The 20,335-nt window shown below is 42.8% G+C and carries 14 protein-coding genes; 3 read left to right on the plus strand and 11 right to left on the minus strand.

All coding sequences use genetic code 11. The features are described 5' to 3' along the window. Positions 1-6: 6 nt before the first annotated feature. Complete coding sequence (locus AAEY94_RS13815) at positions 7-2,670, plus strand: glycoside hydrolase family 3 C-terminal domain-containing protein (RefSeq protein ID WP_350979066.1); 2,664 nt, start codon at positions 7-9, stop codon at positions 2,668-2,670. Positions 2,671-2,745: 75 nt separating this feature from the next. Here AAEY94_RS13815 and AAEY94_RS13820 read toward each other — a convergent pair whose 3' ends face one another. After that, the gene (locus AAEY94_RS13820; RefSeq protein WP_101086658.1) at positions 2,746-3,216 is read right to left on the minus strand and encodes a DTW domain-containing protein; all 471 of its coding nucleotides are present in this window, start codon (positions 3,214-3,216) and stop codon (positions 2,746-2,748) included. Positions 3,217-3,457: 241 nt separating this feature from the next. Here AAEY94_RS13820 and AAEY94_RS13825 point away from each other — a divergent pair, with 241 nt between their 5' ends. Together AAEY94_RS13825 and AAEY94_RS13830 are read left to right on the plus strand one after the other, a co-directional pair. After that, the gene (locus AAEY94_RS13825) at positions 3,458-4,072 is read left to right on the plus strand and encodes a LysE family translocator (RefSeq protein WP_101086657.1); all 615 of its coding nucleotides are present in this window, start codon (positions 3,458-3,460) and stop codon (positions 4,070-4,072) included. Between the two features lie 9 nt (positions 4,073-4,081). Continuing rightward, positions 4,082-5,086: an oxidoreductase gene (locus AAEY94_RS13830; protein ID WP_350979067.1), complete on the plus strand. Its 1,005-nt coding sequence runs from the start codon at positions 4,082-4,084 to the stop codon at positions 5,084-5,086. A gap of 150 nt (positions 5,087-5,236) precedes the next feature. On the opposite strand, the gene mdoH is transcribed toward AAEY94_RS13830, so the two are convergent. From mdoH to AAEY94_RS13880, 10 genes are all read right to left on the minus strand, one after another. After that, positions 5,237-7,375, minus strand: a complete 2,139-nt coding sequence (gene mdoH / locus AAEY94_RS13835; RefSeq protein WP_350979068.1) for a glucans biosynthesis glucosyltransferase MdoH — start codon at positions 7,373-7,375, stop codon at positions 5,237-5,239. Then, positions 7,372-8,919: a glucan biosynthesis protein G gene (locus tag AAEY94_RS13840; RefSeq protein WP_443024133.1), complete on the minus strand. Its 1,548-nt coding sequence runs from the start codon at positions 8,917-8,919 to the stop codon at positions 7,372-7,374. Before AAEY94_RS13840 ends, mdoH begins: the two co-directional genes overlap by 4 nt. A gap of 764 nt (positions 8,920-9,683) precedes the next feature. Further along, on the minus strand, positions 9,684-10,031 hold the full coding sequence (locus AAEY94_RS13845) for a hypothetical protein (protein ID WP_174839643.1): 348 nt from the start codon (positions 10,029-10,031) through the stop codon (positions 9,684-9,686). 220 nt (positions 10,032-10,251) lie between these two features. Continuing rightward, complete coding sequence (locus tag AAEY94_RS13850; protein WP_335691368.1) at positions 10,252-13,464, minus strand: DEAD/DEAH box helicase; 3,213 nt, start codon at positions 13,462-13,464, stop codon at positions 10,252-10,254. A gap of 479 nt (positions 13,465-13,943) precedes the next feature. Next, positions 13,944-15,068 carry a HupE/UreJ family protein gene (locus AAEY94_RS13855; protein WP_350979069.1) on the minus strand — a complete coding sequence of 375 codons (1,125 nt, stop codon included), beginning with the start codon at positions 15,066-15,068 and terminating at the stop codon, positions 13,944-13,946. A 10-nt stretch (positions 15,069-15,078) separates the two neighbouring features. Next, the gene (locus AAEY94_RS13860; RefSeq protein ID WP_101086651.1) at positions 15,079-16,245 is read right to left on the minus strand and encodes a tetratricopeptide repeat protein; all 1,167 of its coding nucleotides are present in this window, start codon (positions 16,243-16,245) and stop codon (positions 15,079-15,081) included. Positions 16,246-16,389: 144 nt separating this feature from the next. Then, the gene (locus AAEY94_RS13865) at positions 16,390-16,932 is read right to left on the minus strand and encodes an Ig-like domain-containing protein (RefSeq protein WP_350979070.1); all 543 of its coding nucleotides are present in this window, start codon (positions 16,930-16,932) and stop codon (positions 16,390-16,392) included. A 10-nt stretch (positions 16,933-16,942) separates the two neighbouring features. Beyond that, positions 16,943-18,529, minus strand: coding sequence for a DUF4331 domain-containing protein (locus AAEY94_RS13870; RefSeq protein ID WP_350979071.1), 1,587 nt, complete (start codon positions 18,527-18,529; stop codon positions 16,943-16,945). Between the two features lie 417 nt (positions 18,530-18,946). Next, complete coding sequence (locus AAEY94_RS13875) at positions 18,947-19,660, minus strand: anti-sigma factor (RefSeq protein WP_101086650.1); 714 nt, start codon at positions 19,658-19,660, stop codon at positions 18,947-18,949. Next, positions 19,657-20,193: a sigma-70 family RNA polymerase sigma factor gene (locus AAEY94_RS13880; RefSeq protein ID WP_192115282.1), complete on the minus strand. Its 537-nt coding sequence runs from the start codon at positions 20,191-20,193 to the stop codon at positions 19,657-19,659. Before AAEY94_RS13880 ends, AAEY94_RS13875 begins: the two co-directional genes overlap by 4 nt. Positions 20,194-20,335 lie beyond the last annotated feature (142 nt).

Consider the following 20,335-nt stretch of genomic DNA (forward strand, 5'->3'; position numbering starts at 1 on the left):
CTCGTTATGGCTAAGCCACAGCACGGCAACATCTCGTCAAATCATAAAAAGAAAGCGCTTACAGCATGTGTTTCATCACTTATATGCTTAGGTGTCAGCCATGCTGCATTAGCAGCACACCCAACCATTACCCCACAAACCTTACATGCATTAACGGTGTTACCAGATAATGAAAAGCTACGTATTGGCGATCGTATCAGCCAAGTCGAAGATGACATTAACCGCTTATTGCCTCAGTTAACCTTAAAGGAAAAAGTGTCTTTGGTGCATGCCGCGGGCAAGTTTCATATACCTGCTATTGAGCGCTTAGGCATACATGAAATGTGGATGTCAGACGGCCCACACGGTGTGCGCTACGAGATCGATCGCAACTCATGGGCACCCGCAGGATGGACTAACGATTACTCAACCTATTTACCGCCGTTAACCGCAATCGCCGCCAGTTGGGATCTCAACATGGCCACGCTGCACGGCAATGTGCTTGGCGCCGAAGCACGTCATCGCAATAAAGATCTTATTTTGGGCCCTGGTGTAAACCTCGCGCGCCTACCGTTATATGGGCGTAACTTTGAATACATGGGTGAAGACCCATTTTTAGCAGCTAGCTTAGTAGTGCCTGAAATTAAAGCGATTCAGGCCAATGATGTCGGCGCCACCGTAAAGCATTATGCCCTTAATACCCAAGAACTCAACCGCACAAAAGTAAATGCAAAACCTGATGAGCGCACCTTGCGTGAAGTGTATTTACCAGCGTTTGAAGCGGCGGTAAAACAAGCCAACGTACATGCCATTATGGGCGCCTATAACGAATTTAGAGGCACTAACGCCAATCAGAGCAAGCACTTAGTCAATACTATCTTAAAAGGCGAATGGGGCTTTCAAGGGGTGCTACTTACCGACTGGAACGTCGACATCAACACTTATGATGCCGCCATGAACGGCCTTGATATTGAAATGGGCACAGATGTCGCTGATTTTGACGATTACTTTATGGCAAAACCGCTACTCGAGATGCTTAACGCTGGTAAAGTACCAGTATCGGTACTTGATGATAAAGTCCGCCGTATTTTACGGGTGCAACTCAGCATCGGCATGATGGATAAACACCGTTTATCCGGCGAGCGTAACACTCAAGCTCACCGTGATGATGCTCGCACACTTGCCGCCAATGGCATTGTATTACTTAAAAACGATAACAAGGTATTACCGCTTCACGCTGACAAACTTAAACATGTCTTGGTACTTGGTCCCAATGCCGATAAACGCCATGGATTTGGTGGCGGCTCATCAGAAGTTAAAGCACTCTACGAAATCAGCCCATTAGCCGGTTTAAAAGCCAAACTGGGTGACAAGGTCGACATTCAACTAATGCGTCCAGCCAGCAGCCAGTTTATGCCGATACCCAATGACTATCTCACCACTCGTCATTGGACAGGCACCCCATCGTGGCAAATTAATTATTACAATGACAACAAAATGACCCAGCTCGCCAGTGAATCATGGATAGCCGATCCGCAATTTAATGCCAAAGGCCAAAAACAGTTTGTCGATATTAAAGCCAACATCAAACCTATCGAAACGGGCAGCCACAGTTTTAACATAAAAGCTGACGGCCAAGTGGCATTGTACATTAACGATACACAGCTGATCGCCAGCACCCAAGCAAACCAAGGACATGTTATCAGTAAAGCCATGACCTTAACTGCTGGTGAAACTTACGCGGTGAGCTTACGTTACCAAGGCGACAAGCAAGCCACCTTAGGCTGGGAAACACCCAACAGTTTGTACAATACCGAACAAGAGTATTTAGCCGCAGCTAAAAAAGCCGATGCGGTTATCTACTTTGGCGGCTTAAGTCATGCCGATGACCGCGAGTCTATCGACAGACCTGACATGGTATTGCCTGGCCAACAAGATGAGGTCATCGCCAAACTGCTCAAAGTGAATCCAAATACTGTGGTGTTTATGATTGGCGGTTCTGCGGTAGAAATGCCGTGGGCAGATAACGCTAAAGCGGTTGTGTGGGGCTGGTATGGCGGTATGGAAGCCGGTAATGCTTACGCGGATATGTTATTGGGCAATCAAAACCCTAGCGGTAAAATGCCAATTACCTTACCGAAAAAGCTCACCGACACTGCGCCAATAGCGTTAAACGATTACAACGCCACTGAATCAGTTTATAGCGAAGGGGTATTTATTGGTTATCGCTGGTTTGAACAGCAAAATATTGCGCCGTTATTTGCCTTTGGCCATGGCTTGTCTTACAGCCAATTTGATTACAGCAACATCCGTCTTTCAAGCGCTGACATTGCAAATAATGACATGACAAATGATGACATTGCAGGCAATGACACTATCACCGTTACTGTCGATGTCACTAACACCAGTAAAGTCGATGGTGCCGAGGTAGTGCAATTGTATTTGCACGACGTTAAAGCCAGCGTACCGCGTCCAGCAAAAGAGCTAAAAGGCTTTGATAAGTTATGGTTAAAAGCAGGTGAAACCAAAACAGCTAGCTTTACGCTAACCCAACGCGACTTATCGTTTTGGGACGTTAACACTAATAATTGGTTAGCCGAATCAGGCCAGTTTGAAGTGATGATTGGCGCATCGGTTGCCGACATTCGTTTGCGTAAACGCTTTGACTATCAACATAAAGCCAAACCTTAGCGGTTCAACTTAGTCTCTTATAACCCAACAACTGCCTGCGTCACATTATTCTGTTGGCGCAGGCAGCTCCAAACGTTAACGCTCAATAAATGTCATCAGTTGCTCGGTTAACCTTGTCGATAATGCGCTTTCACCCGCATGATTAAGCAGTAATGCCACACATTCTGCTGTGCATAAACCACCTTCAATTTGATTGCGCCTAAGTGGGTATATCGATTTAGGTGGATTCACTAAAGACACTTTAGGCAATTCCTTTAGATAAGGGCTCTGATTAAACATTTTGCGCGCTTCTTGCCAAGTGGCATCGATAATCACTAAATATTCAGGCGACGCTAATGACAAACCAGCCTCTTGCGTAGTGTCATCACTTGGAAACACTAAGCCTACTTTACCCGCTTCAATCGCAGCCAATAATTCAGCATCGGGCTGTTTGCGGTGCCACTCAACCACCCGCGCGCTATCGCCTAAAACGTGTTTGACTAATTGGCCGGTATTATTAGCACGATCCATTTCTCGTGAATGCGTTAGTAAAATAATTTTCAACATAATTTTAAAAATAACACCTATAAAATGAACCGCTTAACGCCGTAATGACATACCGCAATACCAAAGTAATAAAACATAACGTCGATAAACACAATTCAATAACCTGAAACGACTGCTTACGATAGACCAATACATTAACGCTATGAAAATACGATATACTCTCGAAAAATCGATTTAGTGTCGCGACCTAATCGATTATAACCACCGTATTCTACCCATAAACCCAAGTTCAGGTTATTTAATGATACTACAGCAAGTTATTGCATTATTTTTCACTATGTTAATTTTGGCGATACTACCGGGACCGGCAGTGTTTGCCGTGGTATCAAGAGCATTTTCAAATGGGTTCAAGCATGGCGCTTTTATTACCCTTGGCGTGCTGATGGGCGACTTTGTTTACATCCTATTAGCCTTGTTTGGTTTGGCTGCCATTGCCAATGCGATGGGGCCAGCGTTTGAACTAATAAAGTACGCCAGTGCGCTTTATTTATGCTGGTTAGGTTTCAGTATGTTGCGTGCAACCGCCAAAGGCGTTCAATTAGCAACCATACCGAAAGTGAGCCAATTTAAAAATTTAATCACAGGCCTGCTTATTGCCCTTGGCAACCCTAAAGCATTGATATTTTACGTCAGCTTTTTTCCTGCTTTTGTGCCTATGGTCCATGTTGACCTTATCGATGTGATGATTATACTCGCAACTGCAACCTTGGCTTTTGGTTCCGTTAACCTCACTTATGCATATTTGGCATCAAGTGCAAAACAGGTATTTACCTCCCCTAAAGCGGCAACGATAATGAATCGTACTGCAGGCAGTATTATGTTGATTGCTGGCATATTGATAGCCATAAATATATAGGATGTTGCAATGACCGCGTTACGCTTTACCCCACTGACACTCACAAACGGACTGACCTTTAAAAACCGTTTAGTGGTGCCGCCAATGGCGTCACAAACCGCAGACTTAAATGGCTTAGCAACTGAAACGACCATCAATCATTACCATCATTTAGCCCAGTCGGGTGCAGGGTTGGTGATGGTAGAATACAGCCATGTAAATTTGGCAGGACGAAGTGAGTCTAATCAGCTTGGGGCGCATGATGATGCTTGCTTACCCGGCTTAAGCCAAATTGCCACGACGTTACATAATGCAGGGGTAAAAACTGGCTTACAAATTACCCATTGCGGCGGCAAAGACAGTGCAGGTATTAGCGCTGATATTATGGGGCCGTCAGGCATTACCGTGCCAGCATATGATCGTGTATTACCAACCCCTAGAGCCATGACATTAGATGATATCAATCAATGGCAGCAAGATTTTGTTAGTGCTGCCATTCGTGCTGACAAAGCCGGATTTGATTTAGTCGAGCTGCACTGTGCCCACGGTTACGGTATTAATCAATGGTTATCTCCGCTGACGAATCAACGCCAAGACCAATACGGTGGCAGCCTTGAAAATCGCGCCAGAATATTGATCGAAATAGTCAGTAAAATAAAACAAGCGGCGCCAAGATTAGCAGTAATGACCCGCATTCCTGGGCAAGACGGTTACCCTGGTGGTTTGTCTCATGACGATATGGGCCACGTTAGCCAATGGCTAGTTGATGCGGGCGTTGAAATACTTAATGTTTCATCAGGCATTGGGGGCTGGAATCGCCCTAAAGACAAACGCGGCGAGGGCTTTTTAGTTGAAGATGCAGCGCCGCTGACAGGTACAACGAAAGCGGCCGTGATTGGTGTTGGCGGTATTGAAAGCATTGATTACATCGAAACCATTTTAGCGACTAAGCAAGTCGATTTAGTGGCAGTAGGCCGGGCTATTTTGGCGGGACCAAGTGATTTTGCAACCCGAGTGATGGCTCAACATAAATAATGCTGTAACGTCAGCAATGGCTCAGCCTAAATAATGATCTAGAGCCTAAATCTAATCTTAATTGCTGAGTATTAAGTACTAAAAAAGCCGCTCAATAACGCGTTATTGAGCGGCTTTTTTAGTACTTGTTACAAAGACGAGTGATAGAAATTAGTTACCGATTGTTTTCAATTTATGTAGATAATCCGCATTGCTTAATAATGCTATCACCTCTGCGGGTTCCAACCATGATTCTAATTGCGATAAGCTTTCAGCATGGTTTAATTTCCATTCCGCAATAATTCTCGGGGCATAAAACGTCGGTTTTTGTTCACCTACGTCTGGTAACTGAGCAAGGTGCCATTTGAGTAATAAAGGATTATTAACCAACCGACTGAACGGATGCATGTGTCGTAGATGGGGCAAATTAGCCTCGTTTTCCTTCACTTTAACCAAAATGTTAACTGGTTTTTTTTCTTCAGGCGCTCGCAATAATCCGACTGTTTTAATCCATTTAGTTCGCCTCGCGCCGCCGCTTAACCAGGACAAAGGGATCGATAGCATCAACCCTATTGTAATCGGTAATAACCAGTAAAAGAGTTCTGTACTGAGCGATAGTGCGGTCAAAGCCAGCGCAACCCCAAACACGGTATGACCAAGATGAGCACGCATCACTGACATCCAGCTCAATGCACCATCGTCTCGAGATTGCGGCATCCAACCACTGTCTTTGCCTCGAAATATAGACAACACCACGCCAAACTGCGACACCATCAGAATAGGTGCATACAGAGCAGACATGATCATTTCCAACAAGGTACTCAAGGTTAACAATATTGGCCCGCCAAATCGTAAACACCGCGGAATATTAATCAAGGCAGCAAACCAGCCAAATGCTTTAGGTGCCAGCACAATGGCCATTGACACCACAAACAGGCTTAATGCGCGCTCAGAATCAAACACTGGCCAGGTTGGAAACAGCGATGGATTGGCAAAGTACTCTGGACGTATAAATGCCGCCTGAACCGCAATCGCAAGCCCGACCATAATCAGGGCTAACCAAAAAATGGCGCTCAGGTAAGACATCACCCCAGACAAAAGATGCAACCGCGTCGGCAATGAGAAACCGCGAGCAAACATAAATGCTGAATGCTGTAAATTACCCTGACACCAGCGTCGGTCACGGATCATCACATCAATTAACGACGGTGGAGCTTCTTCAAATGAAGCCTCAATATCGGTATCAAAACGAACTCCCCAGCCTGCACGACGCAGCAACGCCGCTTCGATAAAGTCATGACTTAATACATGGCCGCCAAAAGGTGCTTTACCGGACAGAATAGGCAGATGACAGGACTCAGCAAATGCTTTGGTACGAATAATGGCATTGTGGCCCCAAAAATTTGAGGACAAACCATGCCAAGCCGACAAACCCTCGGCATAAATAGGACCGAAGCATTGATTGGCAAACTGTTGCAAACGGCTGTAAAGCGTATTGGCAAACACCAGTGTCGGTAAGGTTTGAATAAGACCGACGCCAGGTGCGCCAGCTAAACGACGTGATAATGTCACCATCGACTTTGCGCTCATGATACTGTCAGCATCAAGCACTATCATTGCCTCATAATCACCACCCCAACGCTGAACCCAGTCGCCGATATTACCGGCTTTACGTTCACTGTTTTGGTGACGACGACGGTAATAAACCGGACACTGTGGTTGGCTGTTATTGATAAGATCCACAAAAGTCTGTTCCTCAGCAATCCATGCATCAGCTCGATTAGTGTCACTGAGAATAAAGAAAGCATATTTACCCGGTGCGGTAGCGATTAAATCTGCACTCATCGCCTCTATTGTGGCCCGAATACGCAGCGGATCTTCATTATAAATAGGCAGCAATACCGCCGTTTTGAACTCTGGTTCTGTCTCATTCTCTTTAATTAGGCGCGGTTTGAGATGCAACAGAAAACCCAATAGTGCCTGTGAAAAAGCAAAAGTAACCCACAGAAAGTTAATGCTAAACAACACCAAAAAAACCATTTGCAAACTGGTAATGGCATTGGTGTTAAGCACCAAATACATTTCTCTTATGCCATAAGTCGATAAGCCTGCTGTAACCATAAACACAAATAACTGTGCAACAAATGTGCGCAGCGTAAACCACACGGTTTGTTGACTCGGAGTTAATCTATGACCTGGTTCAGAAACCTCATGACGAGACATCAGCAGTGACGATTCCTCTGGCAACGCACGTGCATCATGATAGGTATTGTTAACGTGAGCAGACAGAGGATTATTATTGTCTATCATAAAGGCCAGTCCTCTGCAGTAAAGCGATACAGCCATGTCATACCAAGCGGTTTATCTTTGTTGCTTAGCTGTACACGTAATTCTGCAACCTCAGCATCTTGCGGATCGAACGTGATAAAAACTCTGGCACCATCAACACTGGGATTAGACTCAATACGTGATTCTAAAATAGCGCCGCTGCTGATACTGGCATCGACGCGAATATGGTTGATATCGTCGGCATTAATGTGACTGTAATCGATAACAATCTCATTTTTATCCGTCGATAACTTGCGACCACCAGCAGTTCGAACCACTTTTACTTTGCCTTCGGTTTTAGGGATCTGATCCACCCAGGTCAATTGATATGAATAGGCGAATGGCTGGCCTTTTTTCAAACCTTGTTCTGGCTTCCAATAGGCAACAATATTGTCATTGGCTTCAGAATCAGATGGAATTTCAACCAGTTCAACTCTACCTTTACCCCAATCACCCGTTGGTTCAACCCACGCCGATGGACGAAGATGATAATTTGCTTCAAGGTCCTGATAATAATCTAATTTTCGATGTGGCTGGATCAAACCAAATCCTTTAGGATTCTCATCCATAAAAGAACTCACCTGTAATCCACGAGGATTATTCAGCGGACGCCAGATTTTCTCATTATTACCTTTTTCCATTAGCAGGCCTTCAGAGTCATGTACCGCTGGACGGTAATCAGCAGTATCAGCGCGATCGATGCCGCCATGCATAAACATTGACGTTAACGGAGCCAGACCTACATTCTTAACATCCTGCCTTGGGAAAAGCTTAACATCGACGCCCATTCGGGTCGGATCGCCAGGGTAAATAGCAAAACGATAGGCTCCTGTTACACTCACACTGTCTAGTAACGCATGGACCACAATCGCCTCTTGATGACTGGATGGACGTTCAATCCAAAACTTTTTAAATAAAGGATATTCTTCACCTTTAGGATCGGCAACATTGATGGCAAGTCCGCGGGTAGATAAGCCATACGCTTGCCCTTTAGAGACCCCACGAAAATAACTGGCGCCCTGAAACACAAGAAATTCATCTTTATAATCATCGCGATTGATCGGGTAATGCAAACGAAACCCTGCATATTTACCGACTTGCTCCAGTAATTTGCCAATTGATTCATCTGGCACTCTGAAGGATGATTCAGATACTGCTACCGGAAATGATTTACCATTCTCAACCACGTCGATATCAATCAACTGTTTATAGATATACCCAGGAGCAAATAGTTGTATCGAGAAAGGCGTGGGCGCATTGCCCCAAATAGCAGCATGTTGTTGGAAATTAATTTGACGATAGGTTGAGTAATCTATTTTAGTCAGCGCTTCGGGGGCTTGTTTGGGTTCAACAAAGGGGGTCTGGGACAGTTTTTGAGCAACTTCTACGACTGTGTCATGGGAGAATGGCTTGCCATCAGTTTTGGATACTGGCGTTTCTGCATAAGCAATACTTACCGATGAAACTAAAAAGAGTGATACCACGAGATGAACCAAAGCTTGCACAGAAAAGCGCTCATCAAGCATATTTTTTAGCGGTGAATCGTAAAACATATTAACAGTCCTTAACATATTGAAACTCCTTATTGAAAATTCACAAAATAGCTCCACAACATCGTACTCACTAACGGTTCTGCCCCTGTACTGTTAATCGAGGTTGGTATTAATCGAGGCTGGTGTTGACCGAAGATAATTTTAGTCAAAGATCATTTAAACGACCTCGTTTAGATAATATTGATCACTATCAGCATAGCTTCAATTATTTAAAAAAATGAACCCCAATCATCTTGAGCATTACGACTTAACTAGTATTACCATTAAACGTAAACATTTTGAGTATTTTATCCACAATATGAATATTGTTTAACGCTCAATCCTATTTCGCTGAAATATATGGCCAATATCTAACCCAATAATGACTATTAGTAATAAATACGACTAAATAAGGGCGACTAAGCAAAGCGTGCCATTTGGTGAATTAATCTAACGACCATTTGAGATAAGCACGGTATTGGAGAGAACCACTACAAGCGGTCAAAGGACTCAAGCTAAAAGATAAATGACAATAAGGTTATGGGCGAATATAGGTAATCGGTTTAGGTATTGAGTGGCAGCAACATGATTGTTGTTTAATTTGGCGCAGTACACAACATCGATATTGATGATGGCAAAGTGAATGGGAATAGCGCAAAAGGTTTGGCATATCCACTTGTGGAACGTCTGACTGTTGGCATGATTGAACGGCCATAACGATGAGTGCTTATATTTGATAAGGCACTCACTAAATGAAATTACACAGCATCTGAATCTATTGAAATTATGCCTTTAAATATCAGCGGGTAGCGTCTTACCCGTTGGCCAATATCATCACTCATCACTTGCCTATATAGCAGTTCAATGTCGTTATCGTCTTCAAACACCAACAGTAACCGATCAATTGCCGTGTGCAGGCCTTTTTTCAAATAAGGTTGAGCTTGGAACTCAGCAATATTACGTCTAACAATGGCAATTTTCTCAGGATGAAGCCGAAGAACGGTAAACACCTGTTCAAAATAAGCTGTGTGCTCAGCAGGCGTCGCACGAGACGAACGCCGTTGTCTTGGCGCTGATGAACCACGTTTAAAGTACATTGCAACCAAGGCTTATCTCCATTTTCGAGTTAATGTTTATCGAGCCCATATTTATCGAGCCAAAGTGTATCGAGCCAACGTTTTTAAGCCAATGTTATCGAGTTCATCTAGGGTAATTGATAACCGCTAAATCACTTGAGTTTCGCGAATCTACACGCTAGTTCAAGTGATTTTCGTGTTATTAACGCAACTATTAACTCAACTATTAACTCAACGATTAACTCAACGATTAACTCAACAATGCTAATAAATCGTTCGCACTGCCCTGCCATGGACCTTGAGTACCATCGGATAAAATACTGTCTGCCAAACCTTGTTTGTGCTGCTGCATTTCTTGAATTTTCTCTTCAACGGTGCCCTGGGCAATGAGTTTATAAACAAACACTGGATTTAACTGGCCAATACGATGAGCGCGATCGGTCGCTTGGCGCTCCGCGGCAGGGTTCCACCACGGGTCAAAATGAATAACCGTGTCCGCAGCAGTAAGGTTAAGTCCGGTTCCACCGGCTTTTAAACTGATCAAAAACACCGAGTTATCACCCTCTTGAAACGAATCAATTTGGGTCTGACGGTCACGAGTTTGGCCTGTTAACTTGCTATAACTGATAGCTAAGCGTTTCAGTTCATCTTCAATGAGTGCCAGCATGCCGGTAAATTGGCTGAAGATAAGGATCTTACGACCTTCTTCAATCATTTCAGGCAGGTTTTGGATTAACCAAGTCATTTTAGCGTTGTCTTTTACCTGTTGAGCTTGTTCAAGCTTAACTAAACGCGGGTCGCAACAGGCTTGACGCAACTTCAACAATGCATCTAAAAACTCAATATGACTACTCGATACTCCTTTCTTGGCAAACAGTTCACGCAATTTTTTCTCCATCACTAAACGGATAGACTCGTACAAATTACGTTGATCTCTTTCAAGTTCCAGAGTTTGAATAATCACGGTTTTTTCAGGTAATTCTGATACCACTTCTTTTTTAGTGCGGCGCAGCATAAAAGGAGCAATACGCTGGCTCAGTAACTGCGACTTTTCAACATCGGCTTGCTTCTCAATCGGACCACGGAACTGTTTATTAAAGTAAGTATGCTGACCTAATAAACCTGGCAAGCAAAAATCCATCAATGATTTTAATTCGCCTAAATGGTTTTCAAGCGGCGTACCCGATAAACATAAGCGAAATCTACCTCTAAGGGTTTTAATCACTTGGGTGACTTTTGCTTGGGCATTTTTAATCTGTTGTGCTTCATCCAAAATAATATGCTCAAACACATATTCACAATAAATGGCTTCATCACGTAACATTAATGGATAGGTTGTTACGACCACATCAAACTGGTTAATTTGATCTAATAACGGCTGGCGTTTATTACCGTGGATCACCACTACATTCAGCGACGGAGCAAACTTATTGGCTTCTTTTAACCAGTTACCCACTAAGCTAGTGGGACAGACAATTAAACTGGTACGACGCTCGGTAGCGTCTTGCTTGGCTTTGAGTAAAAATGCCAATGCTTGAACGGTTTTACCCAGGCCCATGTCATCGGCTAAAATACCACCTAGTTGATATTCTTTAAGAAAACACAACCAGTCAAAACCTTGTTTTTGATAATCACGTAATGTCGCATTTAAGCCATCGGGTAACTCAACCGGAACCACCCCTTTAAATTCTGCGAGTTTGGTGGCTAAATTGCGCACACGTTCGCCATTGAGTAAACGCACGTCACTGGCAGATAAATCATTCAAAATATGCGCACGGTTGCGTGGTATCGAAATGACATCGCCAGAATGACGATTAAATAATTCTTGGATAATACTAATCAGCGGCTTAATGGTTTTGGCTTTGATTTTAATAAAACCGCCGTTAGGGCCAGGTAATAGCAATTCATCATCGTCTGCTGGTTCACCATTTTGTTGTAACCAACGGGCAACTAAGGCTAATAACGGTACACTTTGACCATCGATGTCGGCACTGAGCGATAACGAAAACCAGCCAGACTCATCATCGTCAACTAAGTCGACATCTAACTGTGCATCGGTAATTTGTAAGTCGAAGTCATCATCAAAGTGAATATCCATACCCAGCGCAGTTAACGCATCAAGACCATTGTCGGTCAATTCAGACCATTCAAAAATCGACTCAGGTAATAACCCAACACTGACATAGTAGGGTTGTTGTGAACTGGCCAGCGTAGCGTCTGGCTCAAGCGTCACTAAGCCTATATCCGCTAATGACTGTAATGCCGCGAGTTCTTGCTCGACATGTCTATGCACTTGATACTGAACTTGATTTTTTTTGACTAAGCTTATGCGTTCGGGTTTAGTCGATGCATTAAAGGTAATTTCACCGTAACAATGATCGACTCGAATAACCGGTTGCAGAATCGGGTTGTTGGCAATGAGCTCACGCGTAAAGGTTAAGCGTGTTAACAGTGAGTCTGTTATCTCGCAAAAATCAATTTCACTCGGCACAGGCACGGTTTTAGGCGAAAAATGCTGGAGCATTTTATGACTAATGGCATCCACTTGAGCCAAGGGCACTGGCGGCATGTGTTGCAATAAACTTAACTTTTTAACGGGCAAGTCAGTATCTATTCTACCTAAATGCAAATAGTCTAATTCAACATACAAAGGTGGCTCGGTAGCAATAAACTCCCAATTATCCAGCCCAGGCATGCGCATTTGCATTTGGGTATGTTTTTTATCAATCTCACACCAGACAAACTCAGGCACAACGGCTTTAGCCCATGTTAGTGGGATACGATTTTCTTCCCAAAAACACACTTCGGCTGTGAGCATTTTAGTCAGTGCTAAAAATGAAATTTCACCTTCAATATAAATTTTAGAACCATGATTATTTGATGACAATAATAAGCTGATAATCTGTTTATCTTCAGGGTCAATCCACCATGGCATGCTATAGCGAATATCGGCTAATGCTAGCTTGCTGCCTTTATTGTATTGACCTTTTTTATTAAATTTACTGCGTTTAAATTCGACAAAAATGCCATGAGGATCGTTAGATAACACATAAATAATACGGTCTTTTTCTTCGTCCTCTTCTTCAAACTCGGCAACCGTTTTTTGCTCGTCAAGTTGGCGTAACCATTGGTGGATACGCTGCTCTTCAACCGGCTTTTTATCGACCAGTGCCAGCATTGCTGCGGCAACGTGCTTACAATTTGTTCTAACAGGGCAAGTACAATGTGAACGCATCACAATTTTGTGATTCACATTAACTAGGGTGATTTCTTGACGATAGGGTTCAGCAGCAGATCCTTCAACATAGGCCTCAATATCATGATTATTACTGCTGGCAGTAACTTCTAGAACTCGACCTTGGATCAAATAGTTTTGCGCTTTTTGAATTTGGGTGGCCGAAAACAGTTTCGCAATCATCTCTAATGAAAGCTTAATGGGGAGATTAAACAGTTTCGCCGACATCAATATACCTAATAAAACCGCAGCAAAATAAACAATGGCTGCTGATAAAAAAGTTAACTTGCCATTCTATGGAAGAAAGCAGGCAATATCTAGGCTTTGCTGATCTTTCGAACAAAAAACTCGTTCAAACACGCTATATTATTGCGATTACACATATTGGGTGGTCGCTAAAGCTCAGATACAGCAATAATCTGTATCATCATACGAATTAACATACACAAAAGTTTGCTTACCACTAAAGCCAATTTTAACCTTGAGTCGTTGGGAGATATTACCAAGAGGAATTTAAGGTGGGCGAATGTCTGACTAATGGCTACTGACGTCGGTTATTTGTACCCGTCTCAAATATAAATAGAACTTATGCCAAATGTAAGCCGAGCATAAGTTAGCGACGGTCGAATACAAGGTTACTTAAGCAATACAATCTCAATGAATAACTAGCCACTATTCAAAGCTGACTAGTTATTCATTGGCAAACACTAAAAACGTTCTACAGACCACTGAATCGCCATGAGCCCAATCGCAATTGAACCGAGCTGCATGCCCCAATGTCGATACCAAAGTGTATGGCGTAGAAACATCAATACAGGCAGCACTAGCGCTAAAATCGCCAGCTGGCCGATTTCAACGCCAACATTAAACGCAAGAATCGCTAATAGTTTTTGATTTTCAGGCAAGCCAAGCTCGCCTAATACTCCAGCAAATCCCATGCCGTGTAACAGGCCAAACGCAAACGTAATCCAGCCTAAGCGTAATACAATCGGCCAGACATTATTAAGCGCCGCAAACAACACCGACAATGCAATGCCCAGTTCAACCCAGTGACTACTAAAATTAATCAGTCCCAATGCGGTGGCAGTTAACGTTACCGAATGCGCTAATGTAAATGCAGTAATAATCCATGCTGTGTCTTTAAATATTTGCTTAGGCTTATCTATCGGGTGCCATTTTTGTTGTTCACGCACCAACACACAGGTTAATAACAACGCCAATAAAAATAAGATATGATCAGTGCCCTTCCAAATATGAATAATCCCTTGATAAACATATTCTGCAAATGTATCGCTGAGCTGACTTTCAGCTAAGTTAATCAATATTATCGGGTTATCGTTACTGATCACTCGAGCGTATTGATGATCGGGCGTTGCAATGGTGGTAATCACTTTATGATCAGTGTCTATATTGAAGAAAGCTTGATAATTAATGGTCAACACTCCAGGGCTATCACATTCAGCCTGAAATGAACTGACTAGATAACCTTCACTAAAGTGTTGGTCAACTTGCTGCGTTGGGTTAAAACTCAGTGGGCAATCTTGCTCTCGGCTGATTGCCAAAGATGAACGTAAATAATCCACTATCGCAATTTGATGAGCTTGTAACTCTCCCCAAGTAAGCTCACCATCTTGGTTATCATCAATAGGGACAACTTGGTTTATGTCAAAAAAACGCACTTGCCAATCACCTTGAATTTGCCCGTGCTTATCGAGGTGAACAGACAAATAACTGGTGCTCATTTGATGGGCTAAACTGCCATGACTAAACAGTAACATTAGCAGTAATAATCCACCTTTCATCACCGAAAAAAAACGTGTAAATGCCTTCACTGGTTTATCCTTAACTTGCTACATGATCGACAACGAGGTTCTGACTGACTTGTACTGACTTTTTATCATTTTTAGTCTTCCTCAACAATGCTTTAGCCTGTTCTAAAAGTATCCGATCATTGTCTTGACGTGCTACCTGCCAGTTGATTTTGGCCCAGTAAAGTGCTTTTTGGGGCTGAATATCAATAGTTAAATAATATTTTGCCAGATCGGATGCATGCAAGCTGTCTTGTCTTTGCTCGCGCAGTTTAACTCTTTGGGCAAAAGTCCATTGCCATTTAACAGTATTGCCAAGGGATTTTTCCGCTATCGCTAAGCGCAATAATAGTGCGTCGTCTTGAACAGCGTTATTATTGACGACACTGGAGAGCATATCGTACACCTGTTGATGTTGATTTAATGCCAACTCAATATCAGACCATAGCGCTAATAAACTAACCGGAGCATTGTCCATATCTAACTGATTTAAATAACTCAATGCTTCTTCTGCCATACCTTGCTTAAATGCCATGTCAGCAAGAATTTGCACTATCCAACGTTTTTCTGGTTCATTATTAGGTTGATACAACTGGTACAACCGAGCTAACTCTTGATAACTTTCGGCCAGTTTGCCATTTTGACTGGTCACTTCTAAAGCACAGGTAGAAATCAATAAAATATCGGCTTTACCGATTAGGGTTAAACACGCTTGCCTTGCACCGACAATATCCCCCTGTACCAGATGAATATTGGCTTTTAATAACCAACTATTTATCGCAGTCGGTTTTAATTCAATGGAGCGTTCTAACGCCTTTATCGCCCGATCAAATTGGTGTTGATGCTGTAATACTCGAGCATATAAATAATAGGTCTGCGCATCGGGGCTGGCATTGGCCATTTTGGCTTGTAACCAAGCTTTTGCACGACCGTAGCGATAGTCAGCTTCACCGGGATATTGTCCTTGTTCAATAAAATCACTGATGTCGTCTAAGCTCATTTGCTTGTCGGTATCATTAAACACTTTCCAGGTCGCAATAACTTCACTGGTATCTTTTGGTGTATATGGCGCCGCAGTACTGTTGCCTACCATCAACAAACATGCACTGACAACCATTACAATATTGATGTAAAATTGAATATTGAGGCTAAATTGAGGGTACTTAATCATTGGTGTTAATCGCCCTGATATCACTTGCATAACGCCTCCTTAATGCCATCCTTGGCTATGAATATCGATCTAATTAATCATTACTTCTCAGCTGAGATAATCATTCATTGGATGAATAAGATAGATATTTGGTCCTGTGTTATAAACTTAAGCTAGCGAATAGAACTCGCACTATTAATCCAGTAATAAGTCGTCGTAAAAATCAGCCGTTGAAACATCGTTCTCAACCATGCGGCCATTAACACGTAAAGGTGCAGCTTGGCTTGGTTGTAAAAATGCCTGACGACTTAAGCTTGAAAACATCACTTGCTGTGCATCAATGGTAATGTTCACCATCGCTACCACAGGGTCGTTTACGCCATCACTCACAGCAACAGTAAAACTGTCCATGCCAGTCACTTCATTGACGGGAGCATAAGTAAACTCGCCGTTTGGCATTAAACTAACCGTACCAAGCGTGGGTTCACTCATTACAGTAAACGTTAGTGCATCACCATCTTTATCGGTGGCTATCACTTGATCTGTCACTGGCGTTTCAGTCACGGTGGAGATCATGACACTGCTCACCATTGGCGCACTGTTTTTAGCCATGGTCATCGCATCATCATCTGAGTTACAACCAGCTAAAAAACCGCCACTGAGCACACTGATTAATACCACTGGTTTAGCGAGATTATTAAGCGCTTGACGCGTCGCATATCGAATAGAAATATTCATCTTATGTTCCTTATTTTGAGCCCGAAAGCGGCGTCGCTAAGTAAGGGAAGTGATCCATCATCATGGTCGCGTCAACGGGTGCCCCATCAGTAAATGGCACGTTACCAACGCTGGCATCATCACTGGTACAAAGGCCTAAATCTGTGTCAGTACCATTGACTGGGATGGGGTAACATAAACGTCCCATTACCACGCGCAGTGCAATATCAACCACATCATCACCCGGACGACGACCATTTGGGAAACCGGCTAAATCATCACCAGCCACACCAAAAACTGACTGCATATCACGTGATTTTGCCGGAATGCCGGTATTAAGACGCAACATTTCTGAAGGCGTCACCATCTCAAGTTGATTAACACCAGCAAAACCAGTGAGAAATGCAGTAACAAGATCGGTACGAGGGAAGTTAGTTGGCGCTAACGTTTCAATGTTTGTTCCCAACGTTTGATTAACCGCGTCTTTGAACAGAATGTTAAGCAACTCTGGTAAGCTCGGGTGCGTCACATAGTCAGCAAACTGAGTGTCATCTTTAGGATGTGAAGTCGAAAAAGTGTCTTTATCCTTTAAGCCAATCACTAACTCGTTAACCAGTGGATTACCCAGACGAGATACCTGAGTTAATGCGCCGCCGTTGACTTCAGTTTTACCCACTTTGGCATTTGGATTTAAAATACGCGCTTGCGGTAAACTGGCGGTAGTCCATGCACCAATGGTGCCGTTGCCTTGAGTCGTTAAACAAGACTTTGGCACTTCAATTGAAATGGCTGTGACATTTTTATCCATCAAATCATCATTATCAACAGATTGAGTGATGCCACCTGGAAATCCACCTTGGTCGCCAGCGCCCGGTGCACTATCACCTTCTACAGGCACATAGTTGACCAAATCAAAGGTTTTGCCTAAGTTAACCACGAAAGGGTCTTTACGTTGGCCAACAAACACTTTACCAGGACTTGCACAACCATCGAGATTAAATTCGTAGATGAATTGACCCGCATAACTTGCATACGCGCTGCTATCACCGAAACTCTTATTACCAATGTAATCCAGTGGCTTATGGAACATCGCCCCTGAAGTATTGGTTAACGCTGTTGCGCTACCACTATTTTGTGGTCCTTTAACAAGTGTTAACTCATACGACTCGCTAAAGTTTGCCGCACTTTGATCCGCAGCAGTAATGCCACCAATATTTTTAAGCGGTACTGACACACTACGTTGATTGTCAGCAGGACCAACCGTTAACGCAATACCTTGATTATTATTGGCAAGCTCATTGGTAAAGTTAAATTGGAAGGTTAAATCTTCTATAGCATCACCATCATTATCGATATGAATGCTGTATACCGCAGCAGGATCCATCGCATAATAGTTAGGTCCGCCGTAGGCATCTTGCAGTGGAATATAGTTGGCGATAAGAGTGACGTAATCTTCACGTCCAGCTTCGTAGCTATTAAAAGCGTAGAAGTCGGTAGAGTCTAATGTTGGAAAACGAGTGATATTGGGTGCTTCTCGGTGACTTGACGCAAATGCATTAGCGCCTAATAAAGTGCTGCATACGATACTGGCGATTAGGGATATTTTTAGTACTTTCATGACCATTTCCTTGTTATGTAGTAGAGTCATATCAGTAAACGGCTCAGGTTCCATTTTGGATGCAGGTTTTAGTAACTATTGTTGAAATAAATTAAATGAAAAATTAAAACACTGAATTTAAATGAATTTATAAATAAACTATTTTTACTAATTTAATGAAAATGTTAATTTCTGCATAATGAACTATCAATATGGTCCTTTCAATACAGCCCCTCTATACAATTTCTTCAATACAATCCTTTAGTATGTGAACGCTCAGAAATGAGTCGTTAACAATTTCCCGTTAACCGGTGATTCATCGATCGCCAATAGATAGTTGCAACCATAAAAAAGCGGCCAATAGTCTCACTATTGGCCGCTTAAATGTTAGCGTGGTAACACATCAATGCTTTGAAGCATCACCCTATCATCAAGGCTTTATAAAATTGCTAGCTCTGCGGTATACAATACCTCTGTTGGTAAGCCATTTGGTGAGCCGTTCAAAGGCTCTAAACTCACCGCCAGAGCCACAATATCCATGTCATCAAATTGACTGTTTTTCACCAATGTTAACTTGCCTGACTTAGGCAGTAAGCCTAATGAAATTGGATTTTCGACACCTTTAGCTACCATCCATAACTCATAGTCTTTATTCGCCAGTGGCTTTAGGTTACTAGTAGAGCGCACTTCAATCGTATTGGAGGTGACTTCAATCAGCCATAATGCTTTAGATTGTGCACTTTGCACTACCGCAACTTGCTGCGATGTAGCAACTGGTACAGGCTGATTATTCACAACTAAAACAGCCATAACAATGGCTGCTGCGCTTGCCATTGAAGCCAATCCCTTCCATAAACGGTTACGTGTTGCCATAGGCACCACATTTGAGGTTTCTGGCGATGGTGCTTGGGCCACATTATCAACAAACCCTAGCGACATACTGATTTGTTGCCAAACCCGTTCATCTGGGGTTATCGGCGTTAACAATTGATTCATGCCATGTAAATGTTGCTCCCATAACCAAGTGCTTTCACGCAGACTGGGAATTTGCATCATTAATTTTTGAAACCGACGTCTAGCTTGGCCACGCAATGTACCCAGCACATATTCTGCTGCTAATGCGTCTTTTAATTGAGGATCACGATAATTCATAACGATAAACACCTCTGTAATTGTTGTAAACCACGACGGATCCAACTCTTAATAGTGCCTAATGGTAAATCTAAGTGCCCCACAACTTCGTGATGCGATAAACCATTATAGTAAGCGAGATGAATTGCTTGTTTCTGCTGAGGCTCGAGTTCTCCCATACACTGGTCGAGTTTATTTTTATGAACCTGAGGCCCGTCATCATTGATATGCTCTTCAAAAACGGCTTCTTGGCCATCTTCAAGTGGATCTTCCTTTCTGACCTTTTGATAACGCAACATGTCTAAGGCTCGGTAACGAACAATACTGATCATCCACGTGAGAACCGATCCTTTTCCGTGTTGATATTCTGTCGCGTTATGCCAAATTTTTACGTAGGCTTCTTGTAATACCTCTTCGGCTAACTCACGTCGACCGAGCATTTTTAAGCTAACTGCGAATAACTGGCCACTGGTAGATTGGTATAAATCAGCAAATGCTTGTTTATCTCCATCTGCACTAGCACTTAATAAGTTAAGTAAGGTGTCTTGATCCATAATCTGCCACGTTTCCCTATGATGGTTCGATATAGTTGATACAGGCTAATTGCGCATATATTGATAAAAAAGCCCCAATAGCGTGTATACGAACCAAAGTTAATATTGGATGCAAAATAAATAAAATAAAATAAAATAAAAA

The organism is Shewanella sp. AC34-MNA-CIBAN-0136 (assembly GCF_040309945.1).
In the GTDB taxonomy this organism is placed as follows: Bacteria; Pseudomonadota; Gammaproteobacteria; order Enterobacterales; family Shewanellaceae; genus Shewanella.